The organism is Roseburia sp. 499, assembly GCF_001940225.2.
Taxonomy (GTDB): domain Bacteria; phylum Bacillota; class Clostridia; order Lachnospirales; family Lachnospiraceae; genus Petralouisia.
The window spans coordinates 3,012,455-3,032,998 of record NZ_CP135164.1 but is presented as its reverse complement, the minus strand read 5'-3'; the positions used below and the strand labels follow the sequence as shown (position 1 = coordinate 3,032,998).

The window sequence follows — 20,544 nt, the reverse complement described above, 5'->3', positions numbered from 1 at the left end:
ATAGTTGACAAAACAGATAGTTGACAAAACAGATAGTTGACAAGCGCAACTATCTGTTTTATTTTATATATGAACAAATAATGTTAGGAGATAGAAAGTTTTTATGAACAAAGTATATGCGTTTCGTGAATATACACGACAATTAGAGTTTCATCTCGCAAATATGAGAAAAGGAGACTGTTGTTGCGCTGGCATTAGTAGTGCGCAATGTTTTATGATTGTTGAAATTGGCCGTAAACCGGGGATTTCGGCAAAAGAGCTTGCGTCTATTTTGCATATGGATAAAAGTAGTGTGAGTCGTGCCATTGAAGAATTAGTTCAGAAAGAATATGTTGAGCGAAAAAGTTCAGAGCAAGACCGCAGGTGGGTTATGCTTTATTTACTACCCAAAGGGCAAGCACATTTTGAAAAAATAGAGTGTGACATGAATGGGAAATTCCAAGAAATATTAAATGAAATACCGGACGAAAAGCAAGAACAGGTTATTGAAGCATTAGAATTATATGTTGCTGCATGTACAAAAGTAAAGGAGAGAGAAGAAAATGATTAGAGAAATGATGCCAAATGATTGGAAGAGAGTCGCAGAAATTTATGAACAGGGGATGGAACGCGGGATATCTACGTTTAATACAGAATGTCCTACTTATGAAGAGTGGGATAATGGGCATATAAAAGAGTGTAGATATGTTTATGTATCGGATGAAAAGGTGGTTGGCTGGATAGCAATAAGCCCCACATCCGGAAGATGTGTTTATAGAGGAAGTGTAGAAGTAAGTATATACATTGATGAAGCATATCAAGGAAAAGGCATAGGAACAGAGCTTTTGCAAAAATTGTGTGAAGAAACGGAGAAAGCTGGTTATTGGAGTTTGTATTCTGCTATTTTTTCTATCAACAAAGCCAGCATTGCGTTACATAAAAAATGTGGTTTCAGAGAAATTGGGTATCGTGAGAAAATAGCGAAAGACCGATTTGGAGTGTGGCAGAATACCACACTGATGGAAAGAAGAAATCATATAAAATAGCCTCTGCAAATAGTGTATAATGAAAGAAAAACTACACTTAAGAGGAAAAAAATGAAATACGATGCATTTATCAGCTATCGACATTCCGATTTGGATATGTATATAGCCAAAAAAGTTCATAAGGGATTAGAGACGTTCAAAGTACCGCGGGCAGTGGCAGAAAAGTCAGGAAAAAAGAATATTAAGCGAGTTTTCCGAGATCAGGAGGAGCTTCCAATAGGAAGTGATTTGGGAGAGAATATTGAAAGTGCATTGGCAGAATCTGAATTTTTACTTGTAATATGTTCTCCAAGAACACCGGAGTCTTACTGGGTTCAGGAGGAAATTGATACATTTATTGAGATGCATGGAAGAGAGAATGTTCTGGCAGTTTTAATTGAAGGCGAGCCGGACCAGTCTTTTCCAAAGCAGCTTTTAGAGGATGAAGAGGGGAATCCGGTAGAACCGCTGGCGGCAGATGTCAGAGGTGCTACCAAAAGTGAAATCAATAAGAAAATGAAAACGGAGATTATGCGTCTTGCAGCTCCGTTACTTCATTGTAGCTATGATGATTTAAGACAGCGCCATAGAGAGCGTCGCATGAAGAAAATGATAGGAGCGGTGTCTGCAGTAGCAGTGCTGGGAGTAGCATTTGGTGCATATAGTGCTTATAACACAGCCATGATTCAGAAGAATTATGAAGGAAAACAAATCAATCAGTCAAAATATTTGGCAGATACAGCACTGACACTTTTGAAAGAGGGAGACCGCCAGACCGCTGCGTTAGTAGCATTGGAAGCATTGCCAACGGAAGAAAATGACCGTCCATATGTGGCAAATGCACAGTATGCATTGAGTAAGTCCTTAAATTGTTACGATACGGGAAATGTGATTGGTATGGATCGGGCCTTAAAGCATGATTTGCCGGTAAGTGAATTCTTACTCAATGAAGAAGGAACGATGATCCTTTCCATAGATCAGGGAGATTATACCTATGTATGGAATGTAGATAATGGTGAAATGTTGGCCAAAATTTCCCCCGAATTGGATGAAAGCGGATATGTGATTTCGCCGATTGGAGGGGCTGTGAATGGAGAACATATTCTGATTTGCGATAAAAATGGATTACGTTCCGTAGATTTTACGGGTGTGGAAGAATGGCGGACAGAAGAAAACGGGTATTTCACGCAGTGTGACATTGATTGCGAAACAGGAATAGCGGCTTGTGTATCTAGTGATGATGTCATTTTTTACGATATCACAGATGGGCATGAAGTAGGAAGAATGGAGAATGGGATGGAAGCAGCCTTTACCTCTCCAATGGCTTTTAGTATAGATAAACAAAAGTTTGCAGTTGCACATTTGGTAGATGAGGGAACAGCAGGCTGCGTTTCTGTATATGATTTTACAACTAAAACTATGACGGATTTTGCAGTGTCAGAGGCTTATGCTATGGATATTGCCTTTTCGGCAGATGATAGTTTGGTCGTTGCCAGTTGTCCGAGACCGGATTATGAGGTCGAGAACGATAATGGAGTCGGTTTCATTGAAAAAATTGATTGTGGGCAACAGACGACACTTTGGAAAAATGAGTTCGTCTATCAGAAGGTGGGCGTCGATTCAGCAAGTGCACAGATAAAGTGTAGAAAATACACAGAGGATGAAACAGGAAAAGAATACGACCAGGTACTGATGTCTATAGATAATGCTGCTTACAATTGGAATTCCGGTACGGGAGAACTTGTGGCAGAGGTAAGAGTTACTGGGGGAATCAGAACCTTTCTGGTAGCGGTAGAAAATAGTTGGGGTTATCTGGCAGAAAGTAATGGAACCATCAATATTGTAGATATGAATACGGGAATGAATTATACCTCTTCTGCGATTGAAACGGGAAAATATTTAACGAATATTAGTATAAAAAATAGTGTTCTTGTGATGCAGTCTTATGCATCACCTGCACTTACCGTCATGAAATATCATGAAGGTGCAGGAAAGAGTGAATTGGAAACATATGAAGAATCCGTTGATAATATGTATTATTCTAAGGATGAGACCTATTATGCAGTGGAACTTTCAGATATTGCAACAAATGAGAAAATATATTTTTATAAGACATCAGATGATTCGCTAGTTAATGTACTGTCATTAGAAACAGATAGTTACCGGGAGGCTGCCGGCTTTGTGGATGATGCAAACTTTGTGTATGTTGACTCCAATGGAAATGTTATTTTCTACGATGTAGCAGGTGGAAAAGAAGAGAAGATAGAGGTTTTCGAAGAGTTTGTGACAGTAGGTTGTGATATGAATGAAGAGGGAATGCTGGCGCTTGTTTATGGTGGAAGCACTTTTGCAGTAGTAGATTTGGTGCAGCAGGACATATTATCTTCTCAGGATATCGAGGGCTATATTTATGGAGCGATTATTTCTGAGGATGGAAAAAAGATATATTGTAATATTCAGGAAAAAGGGATATGCAAGGTAGAGGTAGAAACAGGAGATATTGCACCAATTGAAGTAGATGGTTACAAAGTAGCGAAGGGAACAGAGGACCAAAAGGCATTTGCAGTAAGTGCAGATGGAAAACTGTTGGCAGTTACCTGTACAGATGGTATGCTTCGGGTTTTAAATACAGAAAAAATGGAAACTGTGGCAGAAATTCCATTTGCCAGTGTGAGCCGTAGATTCGTCCAATTTTCCCAGGATGGTACAGAAATAATGCTCCAAGGAGACGATCATTATTTCCGTGTGTACAATATAAAAGAGCAGGCATTTACACATATATCCGTTGACCAGTATTATAAGATAGAACAGGCCATTGTGAATGAAGAATCAGAAACAGTCACGCTGGTAACAATGTTGGGAATTGTTATTCTAAATAAAGAGGATTATGAGTGGATAGCAGAGATAGAGGATGGATTGGCATATCTGCCGGAACAGTCAGCCGTTTTTTGCAGGTTTAGTGATACCATTTATCGATTTCCGTATATGACGTTGGATATGCTATTAGAAGAGGCGGAAAATCAGTTTGGAGATACAGCATTAACAGAGTTGGAGCGAACACAATTTAACGTGGATTAAGAATTGATGAGAGGAAGAAATATGAGATTAAGTCAGTTGTTAGCGTATGATGATATTGTAGTACAATGTCACGATAACCCGGATGCAGATGCAATTGCAAGTGGATTTGGGGTATATACTTATTTAAAAAATCAGGGAAAAAAAGTAAAACTGGTATACGGAGGGCGCTATAGGATTCAGAAAAGTAATTTGCGTTTGATGGTATCGGAATTGGACATTCCAATCGAACATGTAGAGACTTTGGAACAACCGGAGCTATTGGTTACGGTGGATTGTCAGTATGGAGAAGGAAATGTAACATCATTCCAAGCCAAACAGGTTGCCGTAATTGACCATCATCAGGTATGCAGAGAATTGCCCGAATTAAGTGAAGTGAGAAGTAATCTGGGAGCATGTGCAACAGTGGTTCGCGAGATGATGCAGGCAGAGGGCATAGATATTAACGAGGATAAGAAGCTGGCGACAGCACTTTATTATGGATTGCTAACGGATACCAATAATTTTACGGAAATTTCTCATCCCTTAGATAAGGATTTGCGCGATGATGCAGCTTTTGAACGTAGCGCGATTGTACGTTTTCGTAATTCCAATTTGTCCTTAAAAGAGCTGGAGATAGCCGGAATGGCACTCATTGGTTATGATTATAATGAAACATATCGATATGCTGTAGTAGAAGCAAAACCCTGTGACCCTAACATTCTTGGTATGATTAGTGATTTAATGTTGGAGGTGGATGCGGTAGATACCTGTCTCGTCTACAGTGTAATGCCATTTGGGGTAAAAATCTCTGTGCGAAGTTGCGTGAAGGAAGTAAAGGCAAGTGAACTGGCAGAGTTTATCACAGAAGGAATTGGTTCCGGCGGAGGACATTTAGAAAAAGCAGGTGGATTTATCCAAATGGAATTGTTAGACCGGGCATACGAAGTGTTTTGTAAAAAAATGTCGGTTGCAGTGCAACGGGAATTTCAGGAAAAAAATCATGGAATTCATCCGGATACAGAAGGAATCAATGGTTTTCTAAAGTGGCGCATGGATGACTATTTTGATGACATAGAGGTTATTTATGCCCAAGACTATGAGATTGATATTACAGACATGAAAATGTATAAGAAGAAAAAGCTTACGTTGGGATTTGTGGAAGCTTGTAATGTATTCCCGATAGGAACAGAAATAACAATTCGAACCCTGGAAGGAGACTTAGATGTAGAAATTCAGGAAGATATCTACATTATGATAGGAATCCAAGGAGAGGCTTATCCAAACAAAAAAGAGAAGTTTGAACGCAGTTATAAGAGAGTTGAGACACCGTATGTTTTTGAAGGGGAATATGAACCGGTCATAAAACATGTGGTAGAGGGAGAAAATGTATCGCTGGTTCCTTATGCCCAATCCTGCGTATCTACAGGAGAAGTGTACATATATGTAAAGAAACTGGACCACCGTGTAAAAGTATTTACCGCTTGGGACGAAGACAAGTATATGTTGGGAAAAGAAGGGGATTATCTGGCAGTGCGTAAAGATGATATGCACGACATTTACATTATTGAGCGTAGTATCTTTGAGCGGACGTATGAACTGGTGGATAAATAAACTTGAAATTTTGGAGGTGTAAAGTATGCCAAGTCCGGAAAAATTTAAGAAATCTTTGGAGAAGTTTGGTATAGGTGAGGATGTTATATCACAAATCAATGAAGGATATGAAGATATTGTTGATAAAACACCTAAGAAAACAAAGGCCGCTTATTTTAAGCGGGCAATAGACATTATGAATGAGCAAGTGGATGCGCAGAAACTCCAAGATATTTTTGAGTGGAATGCTTGCTGTAAAGGTGGGGCAAGAGAAAAAGCATCAAAAGCTTTTGCAAAGGAAAATACACATCTTTCTGTGGATGAAAAACTGGAGAAAATAAAAGGAATTCCGAATATGGGAGAACCATTGAGGAATGAAGACGGAACCATAACGGTAAATGCGGTAAGTTATTCGAATGGAGAAAGGTATTTATGTGCATGCTCTAATTTTAATGGACTTAAATATGACTATAGTGTATCAAAAAATTACTGCTTCTGTTGTGCAGGACATTTCAAGCATCATTATGAAATCATGTTAGGGGTGAAATTGAAGACACTGGAAATCATTTCTTCACCGTTGGACAGTAATGGAGAAAATCCTTGTGTTATAAGATTTGTGATTGTATAAAACGGAATTTAATGCGGTAGACAAGATGTGTCTCAAATCGAAAATAGGATATTGCTCGCTTTGTGTCCTATAAATTAGAGATATTAAGAGGTATTCTAATCTTGTAAGGAGGTTTAAAAAGTTTGAATCAAGTTAAATTGGGTGGATTTATTAAGGAACTTCGTAAAGAGAAAGGTTTTACGTAGGAACAACTTGCAGAACAGTTTAATGTCTCTCGAAGAACAGTTTCAAGATGGGAGACAGGAAGTAATCTTCCGGATTTGGATATTCTTATTGAAATGGCTGATTATTATGATGTTGACCTGCGAGAGTTGCTTGATGGAGAAAGGAAAAGCGAGAAAATGAATAAAGAATTAGAAGAAACGGTAATGAAAGTTGCTGAGTATAACAATGAAGAGAAGAATAGGCTCACAAAAAAATAAATATAATATTTATTGTAGGGGTAATTGCATTTACAATTTATCTCATTTTGAAATATACGGGTATTTCGGATACCATTACGAATGGTAAATTGTCAGCTATTATGCTGGGACTTTCTTACGGAATAATGACAGTAGGAGTATTGTACACGAGCGGTTGTCTTATCAAAATAAAGAACTTGAAAAAAAGAATATTATCGAGGGAAAGGTAGAGGAGGTATGATGGTATGAAATTAGCAGATTTGATAATTGGACCTGAATGGATTATGTGGGGAGCTTTTGGTGTGTTATTATTACTTGCTATTGTTTTGATTTCAGGGCAAGGAAGTGGATTGATAGCGGGGTATAATACAGCCTCGAAAGAAAAAAATCAAAATATAATGAGAAGAAGCTATGTAGAACAGTAGGAATTGGAGTGGCAATTATTTAGGAGGAAAATGATGAGTACAAAGAATATTTTAGTTAAATATGGATGGCATGCTTTGTTAATTGCAATTTTGGGAGATATACTTATTCCATTTATACTTGCACCGTTTTATCAGGGGTACAGTCATATGTCGATGACAATTTCAGCATTAGGAAATCCACAAAGTCCGGTTAGAGTGGTATTTAACCTGTGGATGTTATTGGAGGGATTGCTATTTTTATTCGCTATTCCGGCAATATATAATTATTATAACAGCGTCTCAAAACCACTTATTAACACCGTTGTTGTTTTCATTACAATATTTGCTGTTGGAGCATGTATATTTACTTGTTTCTTTAGTGTTAACGAAACCAAAGATGTGGTCACAACGGCTTCCCAAATACATGGAATTGGCTCGGTTGTAGGATTTATGGTGTTTCTGTTTGTACCATTGCTATTATCTATTCTTGAATTTAAGAACGATAATAAGGTAAATGGAGTAATAGCTGTTGTCTCATTTATCATTGCTTTTGTATTCTTTGCACTGTTTGTTATGTCAGATAAACCAGAATTTAGTAATACAATAATAGCAAAAGAAGGTCTATGGCAAAGACTTAATATATTATTTATGTATTTGCCGATAGGGGTGATTTCGGTGAGAAACATATTTGGAATCAGAAAATCCTAAGATGTCTTTGTTTTGTATAAGAAAAGTAGCATATTAGCAACTTACATTTTATGGGATTCAGGACAAAATTATCATATGATATTTTTGAGGTGATAGTAATGATATTTGCAGAAAAACTACGATTTATTCGTAAAAACGAAGGATTAACACAAGAGGAACTTGCAGAAAAATTATCTGTAACAAGACAAGCGGTAGCAAAATGGGAATCGGGTCAGGTATATCCTGATATTTCAAATTTGATTGAGATTAGTAATCTGTTTCATGTTACGGTGGATTATCTGGTGCGTGATCAGGAATGTATGATGAAATGCGCAAACAGGGAAAATACAGATATCGAGAAATTGATTGAATTCCGGCTTGAGGCAAACGTAAATACATATGCAGCATATATGAACGAAACGGAGTCAACCAGACTTGATTCTCATGATTTCACTTATAGTAGTGGTCCGTATTTGTACCACGACACATATGTAGGAGGAGAACAGTTTGCTGGTGAAGAAGCAATATGGTATGAGGGAAAATCACAGTATGCCATGAATTATATGGGGCGTGTATTAGGGCAACAGTTTAGCGGAGATTTTTTAAAAGAAGCACTTAGAAAAGCAGACAAGGATATGCCTTATCGCGGACCGGAATACTATCAGGCTGGAGAGTATTTGTATAAATGTAATGTCGCAGGTGATTTTACATGGTTCCAAGGATATGAAGAGATATATTGTAATAATGAAAAAAGTGTATGAATGCTATTTTCATGGTGGTGTAATGAAATAAGTAACATTGGTTGTCAATAAATGATAGAGCCGCAAATATTACTAGCAACAAAGTTAAAACTTCCATTGTGTTCATAGGGCATCACCCTCTCCTTATGTAAGACTAGAGGGCATCGACATCGGAAACGCATCCGCTCTTTCTATGTAGTTATACATTGATTATTTTAGCATGAGCCTATAAAAGTGTCTATTCAATTCTCATTGAAACAGTCAAAAAAGAGGTTTGAAGAAAATTTCTTCAAACCTCTAAAACCATTGATTTTACTGGATTTTTAATTAACCAAAGTATCTCTTTAACAGACCTTCAAATGCTTTGCCGTGTCTTGCCTCATCTCTAGCCATTTCATGTACTGTATCATGGATTGCATCCAGGTTCAGAGCCTTAGCACGTTTTGCCAGGTCAGTTTTTCCGGCAGTAGCACCGTTTTCAGCTTCAACACGCATTTCCAGATTTTTCTTAGTGCTGTCAGTAACAACTTCCCCTAATAACTCTGCAAATTTTGCAGCGTGCTCAGCTTCTTCGTAAGCTGCTTTTTCCCAATATAAACCGATTTCAGGATATCCTTCTCTGTGAGCAACTCTAGCCATTGCAAGATACATACCAACTTCGGAACATTCTCCGTTGAAGTTTGCTCTCAAGTCTTCAATAATATCTTCCGGAACACCCTGTGCTACTCCTACAACATGTTCGGATGCCCAAGTTTTTTCTCCGGACTGCTCTGTAAATTTAGAAGCTGGAGCATTACACTGTGGACATTTTTCTGGAGCTGTTTCTCCTTCGTAAACATAACCGCATACATTACATACAAATTTTTTCATAGTACCCTTTTCCTTTCTTTTTTTAATATTTAAAATTTAAAAATAGTAATCATTACTGATTTACAAGTTGATAATAACATGGTGATAATCATTTGTCAATAAGGAAAATTATTTTTTTAGGCAATTACTGCACTTCCCGTAGAAATAGGTAATGTGCCCATCAATTTCCCCATCGAACTGGCTACTGGCAAGGATGTTGATGTGGTCAATACCTTCCATTTCCAAATCAATAACACTTCCACATTTGCTACAGAAAAAGTGATAATGGGGGGCGGGATTTCCGTCAAATCGGTCGGGGCCCACGCCGGTAGAAATTTTTTGTATTTCGCCTAATTCAGCTAGAAGGGAAAGATTGCGGTATACAGTTCCCAGACTGATATTAGGAAATTCTTTTTTTACATTAAGGTAAACAGTTTCTGCGGTAGGATGGTCATAACGAGTAGATAAAAACTGTTTGATACATTCCCGTTGTCGACTGTATTTTATCAAAAAAGTTCACCTCCTATTATAATAACGATAATTATTACTGTTATAATTAAATTATAGAATCCTATAAGGAAAAAGTCAAGAAACAAATTGACAATTTAAGGAAAAATATTTACAATAAAAAAGAGGATTTGAGGGAAGAGTTAGATAAGGAATGGCTAGGGGTAGTTATTCAGGGTTTATCGTTCGATAAACTGCTAATTCAGTAAATAATCCAAAGAAAAACAATTGCATAATGACAAGTGGTAAATAGAGTATAGTTTTTCTATGCTTTTTGATGTTATATAAATTTTATGAATATTCAAGGAGGGAAAGTATGTCGAGTCTATTGGAAAGGTTGAAATATATCATTGATGATATTTTCGGAAAAAAGACTTATGCGGAGCTACAAAGAGATAAGTATAAGAAGGTAGTTAAGGGATTAGAGGAACAACTGGGAAGAACAGAGTATCTGGAGGCTGTGTTACAGGAGTTGAAGACAGATTATGACACAATGGAAGTGAATCCTGATTCGGCAGAGGGTAAGTTAAGTACAACATTTGTAACAAAAGAAGGAGAGAATCGTCAGGCAATAGAGGCATTAGGAGCAGATTTCACAACGACTATTTCTGAGGTAAAGAAAAAATTTGAGTATGTCAAAGGCGAGTATCAATATTGGTGTGATGAGGCCGAGCGAGAGGATAGGGAAATGAAGATATATCAGCAGCAATATTATGAAGAAGAGGAACGGATACGGCGCGAAGCGGCCGAGCAGCAGGGAGCGTAAGGAGGAGAGAAAATGCAGGATTTTAAGATGTCAGGCACCAACATGAATGATTTGTTAACGAAGTTGAAATCAATTCAAGAGGATATAGATGATTCTTATGATTTGTTATCACAGCTTTTGTCAAGAATCGAAGACGATAAGCTATGGAAGGGAAAGGAAGAAACAACTTTTATGGCGTATATGAGGTTGATGCAACAGTATCATGAGAGTTTTTCAAACAATAATGGAGAAAATCCGGTACAGCAGGCAATTGATGCACTGGAGGCACATGGGGAACGAGTAGATGATTTTTATACAGGATTTCAGGAATATAAGGATATGGAGGGGATGGAATGAGATTCACAGAGCACGAAATGGTGTTTTTTAATAGCATTACAAAAGGAAATGAAGTATTTGGTATTCCGCTTAAGTTTCGACCAGAGGGGAACCATGAAGAGGAAGTAAAGAGAACCGTCAAAGGCCTGATGGAAAAAGGGGTTCTGAAGTCAGAAACAGAATTGTCCAGGCAGGGAGTATTGCCGGCAAGGGCATTAGAATGTTATAAGGAAAGTAAAGTACATATTATTATAAATTATCTGCACATAGCCTTACTTGAAAAAAAGGAGGCAATCGTCATTATTCCATTGAAGAATCGGGAGTATGAAATGTTAAGACTTCCGAGAGTTGCATTAGTACATTTATTATTGGATAAGTATCCGGTGTTACGGACAGGAGCGAAAACAGTAGATATTAAGACGGAAATGATGGATATGGATACTTTTTTACAGGAATTAAAGGAATATGAGGGGAACATTATGATAGGAGAGTTCCAGAATGGAGTCGTAGAAAGAGAGCTGGTGTATTACTGGAAGGAAGAAAAGATGTACCAGTATGATTTGAATCGAGAAATAAGAAAAGGGGTCAATGCAGTACAGGTAAGGAGAGAACTGTTAAAACTGCTCAGAATTACCGAGGAGGTGGAGAATTATGGCTATTCATGTTAGTACGGTGTGTTCAGACGGTGGAGGAGCATCGGAAGAAATAAAGATTGGTGCAGGGGTACTGGACTACATAACAGAATTGGGAAAGATTCAGGCGAAGATTCAGGAAGCATATACTTATGCAGAAGTGTGTGTACAAAATATAGAAAATCCGGATACCTATCAGGGAGAAGCATTGGAAGAGATGGAGGCTTTTTTTCAATCGCTTGCCAGCAATTTGCAGAAGATGGTGTTTCTGTACCAAGCGGCAGCGTCATATATTTATAATGCCTACAATACCATGTATTATAATGAACAGCAACTGGTAGCTTGGGTGATTAGTCAGATGGGGGAGGAATAGAAAATGCAGACGGAAACAAAGAAAGTATATCTTAACTGGAGTGAAAAGGGAGCATCCTATCTGAATGTTATGTATACTTATGATATGATGTTAACAGTAGATCAAGCGTTGAAAAAGTGTGATGAATTATTAGGTGAAGTGGAGCTTGGAATCAGCTATACTTCCAGAAAGGATGATATAGAAAGACTGTTGGAGGGACATGGGACCCTGCGTACTTACATAGATGCTTTGAACTATTATGTAGATGAGAAATTAGACCAGCCACTGTGTAAAGATTTCAAGAAGAATGCCACAGAGACGATTAGCCGGATTCATCTGGAAGATTTTGAGGTAGATAATACACTTGGATTGACAGAAACTTACACCATACCGGGGAATGATCTTAGTCCGGGAACAAGCGGAGAACGAGAAAAAGATAAATTGAGCTTTGCAGATTTTATGGGAACTTCTGCCGGAAAACCGGGAATTGATGGAATATGCTTAACAAGTACAAACGGATGTGTGGAAGATTTTGCAAATATATTTGCCGGACAGTATGAAGCAATGTTAGCGTCAGGAATGTTGGGAGAAGATAATGAAATGACCCAGCAGGAATTCCTGGAACAGTTCTATAAGCAGGGAGAATTTACCCATGATTCCAGCAATCCTTTTTTGAACTTCGTATCCTCTGTATTGGATATCACGATCATTAAGCCGATTATTGAGGCATGTACCGGGGAAGATCTAATAACCGGCGAAGACTTGACAGACTTAGAACGTGGACTTAAAGTAGTATTTGCAGTAGTAGACCTAGTAACGCTGGGAGGAGCAATAGCAGCCACTAAGTTTTCGGAGTTGGGCCTTAAAGAAGGATTAAAATTTTTTGGTAAGACCGTAGCGATAGAATTTGCAGGAAATACGGCAGCGTGCGGAGTAAGTGCCTTAGGAGAAGCCTTTGATTGGCCGGTGCCGGTAACTATAATGCTGAGTTTGGCAGCGGGAATCACAGTAAGTATTTCCGGAAATAGGCTGTTGTTTAAGAATGCCGATGGGATAGAGATTGGTAGCAAGGTACTGGATGATGACGCTTTGAAGATTGTTGGAGAAACCATTGGAGACGGTGATTCTAGTTTTGCAAGCAAGGAGCTTGCTACTGCGTTAAAAGAACAAGGATTGACGTTGGATGAATTTAATAAATTAAGATTAACAAATGTAAATGATTTGACTAATGAACAAATTGCGCAATTAAAGGCAATACGTGAAGCAGTTCCTAAAATAGACGCAAATACATATATCCAAAAGACAATACCGGCATCAGATATTGAGAAATATTTGGGAGACGATGGATGGTCTGCTATTGGTGGTTATGTGGCGAGATATGATGATGTATCGCATATAAAAGGATATGACGATGTCGTTGAATCATCACGACTTGATTATGTGACTGGCGATGGAGTAAGACCATATCCAGAGGGGGGAGATACCTATGGATATATTAAATTTACAACAGAACAAACGGATAAGATATCAATTCCTTATGGCGAAAAGTTTGGGGGAATGAATACAGATGGTCCGCCTTGCACACTGAATGGTTTTACAGCAGCTAGAAATGGTGAGGTTGTACCAGAATGGACATTAGATACACGAATTACACCAAATGAAGGAGCTGAATTGCATAAGGTAGTTAATGGCCAAGATGTTATTGTTGCAATATTTGATGGTGAACATTTTGTAATAGGTAATTGCGAAACAAGTTCGCAATCCTGATTGAATACAAGGATAGAATCCTGCAATGCAGGATTCTTGGTATGAAAAGTGGATACCAGGTATTTTTTGGCACACGAAATAAATCCCATGGATTTATGGAATTGGTAAGCCCTATGCGATGAGAGGTTTCAAACTTCTAAGATACTGGTGTTTATGTATTTTATCAGCAACCATCACAGTAACAAGCTGGGTAATACCGGCGAGAAGAAGATCTGCATGGAGCGTTTTCTCATTTTGAGTTTTACGTCCGGCAATACAGAAACTATCTTTAAAGTGATTGATAGATTTCTCTACATTGACTCGGATTTTGTAAGTTTCATCCCATTCGGCGGAACCGCGTTCGACACCCGGATACGCGCGGAGGTTTTTCTCCGGATAGATGTAGATCATTCGTCCGCAGGAAGAAGTTGTACAGGGGTTATCGCAGTGGCAGACGCGACGTTTGGATTTATCTGCCGGATTGTATTCCCATTTCATTTTGGGGCATACAAACTTCATGGTTGGAATCTTGCTTTTTAAATGAGATTTACTTCCTTCTCTTTTCATTGGGAGTGAAGGATCGTGAGGGCAACAGGGAATGCCGTTCTCGTTGAATGTGCAGCCGTTTTCTTCCATGGAGAGTTTTACTCTAAGGGGAATGAAAGCTTTTTGAAATCCGATTTCTTCAAAAAGAGATTTGTAGATTTCAATCGTATCAAAGGCTGCATCGCCCAGAAAAGTCTTTGGCTCAATAAGCGGATGTTTCTGGAAGAAATCAATCAAAACAGGAAGTAATGCTTTTGAGTCGGCGAGTGACTTATCTTCGTCCGGAGAATCCGATTTTTTCTCCACAACGATATCAGGATGAGCATTCAGAAAGTCTTTGTTATAGAAAGTGATATCACGAACAATGCCAAGCCCATTTGTAATAATGCCAAACTTGTAAGCGTAACAGAAATGTCCATTAATGTACATTTGTTGGATAGCCTGATTAGAAGCAGCATGGGAAGGCATGGAACCATAGGCAGCCTTATAAGGGTCGTAAGAATCATCAAGGTTATGGGATTTTTTAAAGGCTTTCAGCTGTTTGATAATACGGTTAGCATATTTGGGATTATTTTCAGCGACCCAGGCTTCTATACCGGAGGTATCGAAGATGGTCATGGATGCAAGAGCAGAATCAATCTTTTGGCAGATCGGTTCGGTCAGATCAACCAAGTGGTCGAACATAGATTGTAAGTCCAGTAAGAAATCCTGTTTAAAACGAGTGAATTTTGAGGCATCGGGAACAACATCAAATCCACAGAAATCACGCAATTCCTGAGAGTATTTGAGAAAGACAATCAGAAGCATATCAGTCGGGATTGAGAAGATACGCTGGATCAGAAGAGCTTTGAGCATAGGATAAAGCTGATGTTTGCGAGGTCTTCCGGTACGAGCGTGAAAATGAGACACAAAAGAAACAGGAACAATTTCATCAAGGTTAATGGCTTCATCAAGAAGTATTAGAAACTGATATTTGTCATTGTCAAATTTATTTTGACAATCTTCAAAAACTTCTGCCAAAGTGAGCTGCTTATGTGTTATCATATGAGTATATCTCCTTTCAGGTGGATGGTTGATTAGTTTCTCGACAATTCTATTTTACCATAAACCTTGAGGAGATATTTTATTTTGGCAACAAAAAAATGCTGTATTTATGCGGCTTTTGGCGTTTCGCAAACGCCTAACATTTTGTAAAAGTAAAAGGAGAATAGTGTAAATGATAAAAAATGGAAGATTTTGCAAGTATCATGGTAATGAATTTAAAATAAATAGAGATAATGAAGGAAACACGATTATTCTCACAAAGGATGATAAGATAATTGATTCAACATTTATAGATAAATATGGAAGTGGGGTTTATAGTAAAAGAGTTGAGAAAGAAGAACTTGAGGAATTTTATACATACGAAACATATGGAATAATAGATAATTGCAGAGTTAACGTAGAAAAAGAAAATCAAGAGTTCTATTTTGTAGGTACAGCAGATTGTAAGGTTGCAGAGGTATTAGGATTATCACGATGTGATAAATATTATTATGAGGGGAAAATTCCGAAAGAGAAAGTGGAACTTATCGAGGAGAAAAAAGAATTGAAGTTATAATCTACAAACCTAACTGTTATAAAAGGGGAAAAGGAAATGAAGAAAAAAATTATTACGGTGTTAGTAACATTGATATTAGCGTTTTCGTTGAATGCATGTGGAGTTGAAAATAACACTGGTAAAAATGAATCATTCAAGATAGAACAGCAGAAGAATGAAGAAGTGGTATTAGAACGTGGAAAGTTGGATGGAAATGTTTACACTAATGAGAACATGGGAATTCAAGTGATGTTTCCGGAAGGATGTACTATGTATTCAGATGAAGAACTCGCACAGGAGTTGGGGGAAGACGGTAATAGTTCTTCGGGATATATTTATGATGTGGAGGCAGCAATGCCCGACCAGTCAACAACTATTCAGATATTTCTGGAGGATACAGACGTTACTAATATAATAAAAATGGATGCAGAAGCATATGCAAAAATGTTATTAAGAAATTTGAAGGCTGGATATTCGCAGGCTGGAATTCAGGTAAATGAAGAAAAAATTATAGAGAAGACACTTGGAGGAGCAGATTTTACAATTGTTTCTATTATGATGGAGGGTATGACTCAAGAATACTATATTCATGAGGTGGATGGATGTATGATATCGTTTATTGTGACATCTACAGAAGGATGGGATGCACAAGAATTTTTAGATACGATAAAAGCACTATGATATAAAATGTATTTAGAAGGAAATGCGGAATAGCAGAGAAACGCAAGAGGACGAGTTATGAAAAAACAAGTAAACAAAAATTTTATATTATCATTAACATTAGTGGTGATGTTGCTGTTGGTAGTTTTTGGGGGAGTAGAACTGTTAAAGTATTTCGATTGGGATGGAGACGACACAGTTCTCTATATGCTGTTCGGATTGGGCTTTGTTTTTTGGGGACTTATTTGGATATTTGTGATTATAATTCCAGCAGTTCTGGCAGCACTCATTTTCGTTTTTTCGTTGATCGCAAGAATTATCTATAAGAACACACCGGGAAGAAGATTGGCATACAAAATTTTAATGGGATTTTCTTTTTTGGGACAGATTATTGTGTTTTTTGCGAGTTTACCAATCTTGATAAACGGTGGATGGGAGAGTGTGATTGGATTATTTGTTAGTGGTTACATAGGCTGGGCGATATTTCAGGGGATGCGAGGGACGTATACTGAGCGGCTGATAATAAATGGTGGAAATGATGACAATAAAGTACAAGGGAAAGAACAAACAGAGAATATAATGGAATAAGAAATATGGAGGAGAAAAATGAAGTTAAGAAGAGGACCTTTTTGGTGTGTTATAATTTGTGTATGGATTTTAGAGGTAGTAATTTTTTTGACAGGACGTAATGAACACGGTGAGATGTCAGGTATGGGAATTGTTTTTCTATTGGCTTTACTGGCAGTGTACATAGGAGCTATAATGTTAAGACTTAAGGATGCTGGAAAAAGTATGGCAATGGTGTTTGTGTGCACGATTATTCCTGTTTTTATGTTTGTGATAGGAAGTTGGCCGAGTGAAGAGGACTCTTATTATGATGAAAATAAAACGGAACAAGGAGTAATGGAATAAGAGGTAAAAAAATGGGATTATTTGACAAAGTAGGAAAGAAGAAAAAGGAGTATATTTCTAATATAGGAGTGCAACAACTTGGATTTATGGAGCAATTGGACCGGCCGGTTGTTGTGATAAGCGATGGTCAAAATATTGCAATAGATCGAGCAATACATATGTGTATTACGCAAGAGGCATTAGAACAGACGTTGCAGAAGTTAAAACAAGAAAAACACAAAGAATTTCAAGGAATACAACTGCTGTTGGGGGTGGCAGTGGATAATGTAATTCAGCAGCAACCATACGAGGCGTTAATTATCTATGGATTGGCGCCTTTTCCGTTTATTATTACGAAAGAAGATTTGATGCCAATCAAAGATTTAATTGATAGTTTCTGCATTATGTATGCAGCGGTAAGAAACAGGATTACCAATGAAAAAGCTTTTGAATTGATGAAAACAAAAAGAATTTATATTATCGGAACAATGCCTACTGCAGGGATGAAACAAGAGGATACTTTTGGATTTGAAACGATAAAACGAAAAACAGAAAAAGGGGAAGAATATGAGTCTGTGAAATGTTTTCTGACAAGGGAAAGTGCAGAAAAATATAATGGTGCAAAACGTGAGATTACAGAGGTTTCGCTTATGAACATAAAGCAATTTTTCGGGACAGTAATTATTGAACCACATAGAAATTATTGGATAGAATTTAAATAAATTTAAAAACCGAGCGCTCTGCTTTGAATCAGGTCCATGAGCGTTACTTCTACAGTTAGCTCGGCCCAGGCGACCTTACGGCACATGAAAGGTTCTACTTAGTGCTGCTTTGTTCCCAACCTGACACGGTTCGTAGATTTCCATTGCGTAAGACCCAAACGTCATCACCACTTATAAAAGGCAGCCCCACAGACGAAAAATCCGGGGCAGAGCATCACTCCAACTATAGCGGATTGTTGGTACAGGGCACCGCTACCACCCCAGCTGCTCGGAGATTTAAGTATACCGTTTTTTCTAATAAAAGTCAACCTATTTTGCCTTTAATGCAGCATTGAAAGGTAAATTTGTTTTATAGCCTACCATTTCCGTAAAATGCTTATCTTCGACATTTCGTGTGAAAATGTCTTAAGTTATCCACATTGCATACTTACACAAATTCCTGTCAAAAAAAATTGTGAATAAATTTTGCATTTTCCTCTTGGCAGGCATCACCTTCTTTGCTACAATTAATTCAGTTTTGAACTGAGTTATTCAGTTGAACTGGTATATCTTCTGTTTCTGTTAGTTGCCGTCCAAAGCTGGCTAACAATTCAGGAGATATATTTTTTTGCAGCTTTTTTATTCCATTTTTTTCAAGATAGAAATACTCATATAGCTGCTTCACAAAATCCGCTATCTGTTCCATCAGATAGTGATTCTTCTGTGCCCGCTCATTCCAACTACATGCGTGCTCTATATCTCCCTGCCAATGCTTCTGGCGGTTAAATCCCTGATTTTCTATTTTCCATCTGTTACGTCCGGCACGTACGATTTTTTTTGCATTACTTTTCGTAATCTCGATGCTTGTAATCCAGGCAAACTCTCTTTCTTTCTCTTCACCTTTTACAATCCACCTTTCCCGATAATAGATTAGATTCACGTCAAAGTCATTGAACATGATTTTATTCTGATACTCTATATCAGTTCCAATTGTTTCTTTTTCCGGAAGTGCACGGTATTCTTTAGCTATTGATGAAGCGCAGCCTTCTTTATATCGGATAATGTAATCCCAATGATAATCTTTACATATCTGTAAAACTGTTTTTGTAACATACAGTCCATCTGCCGTAATGATAATTGGCAGCCTCGGGAATTTCTGTTTGATTTTGGCAGCAAGTCTTACAAAAGCTTTACTTTCGCAATCCTGTTTTACTGCTTCATCACTTTGATTTATATATTTCTCCGAATTTTCTATTGTTTCTGATGCAATACTGCATACAAGATTTTCTCCAAAGTATATTTTTGCCTCAAGTATGCTTCTGTGATACTTAATGTACTCTTTATCTGAGCCTCTGTTGTAACACCGGCTCAGATAATGCTCATTCTTCTTTTGGTATCCTTCGTCCAATTCGGTTGCATCTACAATAATCTGCCATTTCTTTAACACCTTGGCATTATCAAAGGTCTTTCGACGAATCATGGAATATACGATATTCTGCTGAACATTCTCTAACTCCCTTGGATCTAATCTTTCCAGAAATTCATTTTCTGTCACACCATGGGGCATATAATCTTTTACTTCTTCTCCCATGAATCTGTATAAATTTCTGCAGATTTTCTCATCATTAAAGGTTCTTGTCATTTCCTGCATGCTCGAAATCCCTGCAATACTTTTATAGTACATAGTTCCAAGCATGACTCTTGAAGAATAATCAATGTAACTCTGATTACGGGGATCTTTTACTCTGCCGAACATCGAAAATAGTTCCGGACAAAATCTGTTCTGAATCTTATTACATTCAGCAATGGGATTGTTTTCAAGTTTCTTTCTGATTCTTTCCTGCTCTCGGCTCATTTTGCACCTCTGCGATAAAGTTTTTCTTCTATTTTACCTTATTACAGAGAAAACCACAGTAATTTCATATGATTTAGTGCGAATTATTTTTACCTTTCAATGCTGCCTTTAATGTTCGGACAGCAATTAGCTCAATCGCACCAATAATACAGAGAAAACCTATAATATCAGCAATGGAAAAACGTTGCTTCGTGAGGAGAACCGTTAAAAGAGCACTAATGATAGGTTCGACAGTAACAAAAAGGCTTGCTCTTAAATTTCCCAATATTCGGACACCTATTCCGTATGCTAAAAAAGGTATTAGTGTCCCAAAAAAAGTAATGGTCAGAATCAAATTAACAGAGGTAACGGACCATTTGACCGAAAAGGAATAACTTCTGGTAATGAGAGATAATGTTATTCCGCCTATAAGAAAGGACCATCCCATAATAGGAACCATGCCAAGTCGCTCAAAAAGCGTTTTTTGCGGGTAAACGGTATAAAATACAAAGCTGACGGCAGCAGCCAGTCCCCAGAATAAAGCGGCCGTTGAGAGGCTCAATGAGTGTAAATTGCCATGGGTAGCAATTAGAAAAATTCCAAGGCAGGCAAATAAAATAGCAACAAAATAAGCATATTGTAAAGCCATAACTCC

At 37.8% G+C, this 20,544-nt stretch carries 22 protein-coding genes, 1 other RNA gene and 2 pseudogenes; 19 read left to right on the top strand and 6 right to left on the bottom strand.

Annotation, left to right across the window (positions count from 1 at the left end):
• Positions 1 to 103: 103 nt before the first annotated feature.
• The 9 genes and pseudogenes from BIV20_RS14940 to BIV20_RS14900 all read left to right on the top strand — a co-directional run bounded on the left by BIV20_RS14940 (position 104) and on the right by BIV20_RS14900 (position 8,532).
• Positions 104 to 550, top strand: coding sequence for a MarR family winged helix-turn-helix transcriptional regulator (locus tag BIV20_RS14940; RefSeq protein WP_075717388.1), 447 nt, complete (start codon positions 104 to 106; stop codon positions 548 to 550).
• Positions 543 to 1,025, top strand: coding sequence for a GNAT family N-acetyltransferase (locus tag BIV20_RS14935; protein WP_075717386.1), 483 nt, complete (start codon positions 543 to 545; stop codon positions 1,023 to 1,025). Before BIV20_RS14940 ends, BIV20_RS14935 begins: the two co-directional genes overlap by 8 nt.
• A gap of 51 nt (positions 1,026 to 1,076) precedes the next feature.
• Entirely contained in the window at positions 1,077 to 4,082 is a 3,006-nt protein-coding gene (locus BIV20_RS14930) for a toll/interleukin-1 receptor domain-containing protein (protein WP_075717384.1), read from the top strand.
• 21 nt (positions 4,083 to 4,103) lie between these two features.
• The gene (locus BIV20_RS14925) at positions 4,104 to 5,672 is read left to right on the top strand and encodes a DHH family phosphoesterase (RefSeq protein WP_075717382.1); all 1,569 of its coding nucleotides are present in this window, start codon (positions 4,104 to 4,106) and stop codon (positions 5,670 to 5,672) included.
• Positions 5,673 to 5,697: 25 nt separating this feature from the next.
• A complete protein-coding gene (locus tag BIV20_RS14920) occupies positions 5,698 to 6,279 on the top strand; it encodes a hypothetical protein (RefSeq protein WP_075717380.1) in 582 nt (193 codons plus the stop codon).
• 245 nt (positions 6,280 to 6,524) lie between these two features.
• Positions 6,525 to 6,701 (top strand): annotated as a pseudogene (locus BIV20_RS14915) (helix-turn-helix domain-containing protein); the annotation flags it as partial.
• Between the two features lie 224 nt (positions 6,702 to 6,925).
• Positions 6,926 to 7,105: a DUF3784 domain-containing protein gene (locus BIV20_RS14910; RefSeq protein ID WP_075717378.1), complete on the top strand. Its 180-nt coding sequence runs from the start codon at positions 6,926 to 6,928 to the stop codon at positions 7,103 to 7,105.
• A gap of 33 nt (positions 7,106 to 7,138) precedes the next feature.
• Positions 7,139 to 7,792: a DUF998 domain-containing protein gene (locus tag BIV20_RS14905; RefSeq protein ID WP_075717376.1), complete on the top strand. Its 654-nt coding sequence runs from the start codon at positions 7,139 to 7,141 to the stop codon at positions 7,790 to 7,792.
• A 98-nt stretch (positions 7,793 to 7,890) separates the two neighbouring features.
• Positions 7,891 to 8,532, top strand: a complete 642-nt coding sequence (locus BIV20_RS14900; protein WP_330554342.1) for a DUF5680 domain-containing protein — start codon at positions 7,891 to 7,893, stop codon at positions 8,530 to 8,532.
• 306 nt (positions 8,533 to 8,838) lie between these two features.
• Here the strand turns inward: BIV20_RS14900 and BIV20_RS14895 are convergent, their stop codons facing one another.
• Positions 8,839 to 9,381 carry an NADH peroxidase gene (locus BIV20_RS14895; RefSeq protein ID WP_075717374.1) on the bottom strand — a complete coding sequence of 181 codons (543 nt, stop codon included), beginning with the start codon at positions 9,379 to 9,381 and terminating at the stop codon, positions 8,839 to 8,841.
• Between the two features lie 108 nt (positions 9,382 to 9,489).
• The gene (locus BIV20_RS14890; protein ID WP_075717372.1) at positions 9,490 to 9,870 is read right to left on the bottom strand and encodes a Fur family transcriptional regulator; all 381 of its coding nucleotides are present in this window, start codon (positions 9,868 to 9,870) and stop codon (positions 9,490 to 9,492) included.
• 313 nt (positions 9,871 to 10,183) lie between these two features.
• Here BIV20_RS14890 and BIV20_RS14885 point away from each other — a divergent pair, with 313 nt between their 5' ends.
• From BIV20_RS14885 to BIV20_RS14865, 5 genes are read left to right on the top strand one after another with little or no spacing between them, the layout of a single operon-like run.
• Entirely contained in the window at positions 10,184 to 10,633 is a 450-nt protein-coding gene (locus tag BIV20_RS14885; RefSeq protein ID WP_192848855.1) for a hypothetical protein, read from the top strand.
• Positions 10,634 to 10,645: 12 nt separating this feature from the next.
• Complete coding sequence (locus BIV20_RS14880; protein ID WP_075717370.1) at positions 10,646 to 10,969, top strand: type VII secretion protein EsxB; 324 nt, start codon at positions 10,646 to 10,648, stop codon at positions 10,967 to 10,969.
• Positions 10,966 to 11,616: a DUF5081 family protein gene (locus BIV20_RS14875; RefSeq protein WP_075717368.1), complete on the top strand. Its 651-nt coding sequence runs from the start codon at positions 10,966 to 10,968 to the stop codon at positions 11,614 to 11,616. Before BIV20_RS14880 ends, BIV20_RS14875 begins: the two co-directional genes overlap by 4 nt.
• Positions 11,600 to 11,953, top strand: a complete 354-nt coding sequence (locus tag BIV20_RS14870; RefSeq protein ID WP_075717366.1) for a hypothetical protein — start codon at positions 11,600 to 11,602, stop codon at positions 11,951 to 11,953. The genes BIV20_RS14875 and BIV20_RS14870 overlap by 17 nt, the downstream gene beginning before the upstream one ends.
• A gap of 3 nt (positions 11,954 to 11,956) precedes the next feature.
• Positions 11,957 to 13,699 (top strand): pre-toxin TG domain-containing protein, encoded by a 1,743-nt coding sequence (locus BIV20_RS14865; protein WP_075717364.1) that lies wholly within the window; start codon positions 11,957 to 11,959, stop codon positions 13,697 to 13,699.
• Positions 13,700 to 13,872: 173 nt separating this feature from the next.
• Here the strand turns inward: BIV20_RS14865 and BIV20_RS14860 are convergent.
• A pseudogene (locus BIV20_RS14860) lies at positions 13,873 to 15,268 on the bottom strand (transposase).
• A 172-nt stretch (positions 15,269 to 15,440) separates the two neighbouring features.
• Between BIV20_RS14860 and BIV20_RS14855 the strand changes: the two are divergent.
• Genes BIV20_RS14855 through BIV20_RS14835 form a run of 5 tightly spaced genes read left to right on the top strand, consistent with a single transcriptional unit; the run spans position 15,441 to position 18,076 of the window.
• A complete protein-coding gene (locus tag BIV20_RS14855) occupies positions 15,441 to 15,824 on the top strand; it encodes a hypothetical protein (RefSeq protein ID WP_075717360.1) in 384 nt (127 codons plus the stop codon).
• A gap of 36 nt (positions 15,825 to 15,860) precedes the next feature.
• Entirely contained in the window at positions 15,861 to 16,484 is a 624-nt protein-coding gene (locus BIV20_RS14850; RefSeq protein ID WP_075717358.1) for a hypothetical protein, read from the top strand.
• 57 nt (positions 16,485 to 16,541) lie between these two features.
• Positions 16,542 to 17,051: a hypothetical protein gene (locus BIV20_RS14845; protein ID WP_075717356.1), complete on the top strand. Its 510-nt coding sequence runs from the start codon at positions 16,542 to 16,544 to the stop codon at positions 17,049 to 17,051.
• 18 nt (positions 17,052 to 17,069) lie between these two features.
• A complete protein-coding gene (locus BIV20_RS14840) occupies positions 17,070 to 17,375 on the top strand; it encodes a DUF805 domain-containing protein (protein WP_075717354.1) in 306 nt (101 codons plus the stop codon).
• 11 nt (positions 17,376 to 17,386) lie between these two features.
• A complete protein-coding gene (locus tag BIV20_RS14835; protein WP_083655050.1) occupies positions 17,387 to 18,076 on the top strand; it encodes a hypothetical protein in 690 nt (229 codons plus the stop codon).
• A gap of 9 nt (positions 18,077 to 18,085) precedes the next feature.
• Here BIV20_RS14835 and ffs read toward each other — a convergent pair.
• The 3 genes from ffs to BIV20_RS14820 form a co-directional block, all read right to left on the bottom strand.
• Positions 18,086 to 18,348, bottom strand: an RNA gene (ffs, locus tag BIV20_RS14830) — signal recognition particle sRNA large type.
• Between the two features lie 239 nt (positions 18,349 to 18,587).
• Positions 18,588 to 19,910 carry a transposase family protein gene (locus tag BIV20_RS14825; RefSeq protein ID WP_075719895.1) on the bottom strand — a complete coding sequence of 441 codons (1,323 nt, stop codon included), beginning with the start codon at positions 19,908 to 19,910 and terminating at the stop codon, positions 18,588 to 18,590.
• A 73-nt stretch (positions 19,911 to 19,983) separates the two neighbouring features.
• Complete coding sequence (locus BIV20_RS14820; RefSeq protein WP_075717346.1) at positions 19,984 to 20,538, bottom strand: DMT family transporter; 555 nt, start codon at positions 20,536 to 20,538, stop codon at positions 19,984 to 19,986.
• Positions 20,539 to 20,544 lie beyond the last annotated feature (6 nt).

Coding starts and splice junctions, on each gene's coding strand:
- BIV20_RS14940 (WP_075717388.1), top strand. CDS start 104: ATGAACAAAGTATATGCGTTTCGTGAATATACACGACAATTAGAGTTT.
- BIV20_RS14935 (WP_075717386.1), top strand. CDS start 543: ATGATTAGAGAAATGATGCCAAATGATTGGAAGAGAGTCGCAGAAATT.
- BIV20_RS14930 (WP_075717384.1), top strand. CDS start 1,077: ATGAAATACGATGCATTTATCAGCTATCGACATTCCGATTTGGATATG.
- BIV20_RS14925 (WP_075717382.1), top strand. CDS start 4,104: ATGAGATTAAGTCAGTTGTTAGCGTATGATGATATTGTAGTACAATGT.
- BIV20_RS14920 (WP_075717380.1), top strand. CDS start 5,698: ATGCCAAGTCCGGAAAAATTTAAGAAATCTTTGGAGAAGTTTGGTATA.
- BIV20_RS14910 (WP_075717378.1), top strand. CDS start 6,926: ATGAAATTAGCAGATTTGATAATTGGACCTGAATGGATTATGTGGGGA.
- BIV20_RS14905 (WP_075717376.1), top strand. CDS start 7,139: ATGAGTACAAAGAATATTTTAGTTAAATATGGATGGCATGCTTTGTTA.
- BIV20_RS14900 (WP_330554342.1), top strand. CDS start 7,891: ATGATATTTGCAGAAAAACTACGATTTATTCGTAAAAACGAAGGATTA.
- BIV20_RS14895 (WP_075717374.1), bottom strand. CDS start 9,381: ATGAAAAAATTTGTATGTAATGTATGCGGTTATGTTTACGAAGGAGAA.
- BIV20_RS14885 (WP_192848855.1), top strand. CDS start 10,184: ATGTCGAGTCTATTGGAAAGGTTGAAATATATCATTGATGATATTTTC.
- BIV20_RS14880 (WP_075717370.1), top strand. CDS start 10,646: ATGCAGGATTTTAAGATGTCAGGCACCAACATGAATGATTTGTTAACG.
- BIV20_RS14875 (WP_075717368.1), top strand. CDS start 10,966: ATGAGATTCACAGAGCACGAAATGGTGTTTTTTAATAGCATTACAAAA.
- BIV20_RS14870 (WP_075717366.1), top strand. CDS start 11,600: ATGGCTATTCATGTTAGTACGGTGTGTTCAGACGGTGGAGGAGCATCG.
- BIV20_RS14865 (WP_075717364.1), top strand. CDS start 11,957: ATGCAGACGGAAACAAAGAAAGTATATCTTAACTGGAGTGAAAAGGGA.
- BIV20_RS14855 (WP_075717360.1), top strand. CDS start 15,441: ATGATAAAAAATGGAAGATTTTGCAAGTATCATGGTAATGAATTTAAA.
- BIV20_RS14850 (WP_075717358.1), top strand. CDS start 15,861: ATGAAGAAAAAAATTATTACGGTGTTAGTAACATTGATATTAGCGTTT.
- BIV20_RS14845 (WP_075717356.1), top strand. CDS start 16,542: ATGAAAAAACAAGTAAACAAAAATTTTATATTATCATTAACATTAGTG.
- BIV20_RS14840 (WP_075717354.1), top strand. CDS start 17,070: ATGAAGTTAAGAAGAGGACCTTTTTGGTGTGTTATAATTTGTGTATGG.
- BIV20_RS14835 (WP_083655050.1), top strand. CDS start 17,387: ATGGGATTATTTGACAAAGTAGGAAAGAAGAAAAAGGAGTATATTTCT.
- BIV20_RS14825 (WP_075719895.1), bottom strand. CDS start 19,910: ATGAGCCGAGAGCAGGAAAGAATCAGAAAGAAACTTGAAAACAATCCC.
- BIV20_RS14820 (WP_075717346.1), bottom strand. CDS start 20,538: ATGGCTTTACAATATGCTTATTTTGTTGCTATTTTATTTGCCTGCCTT.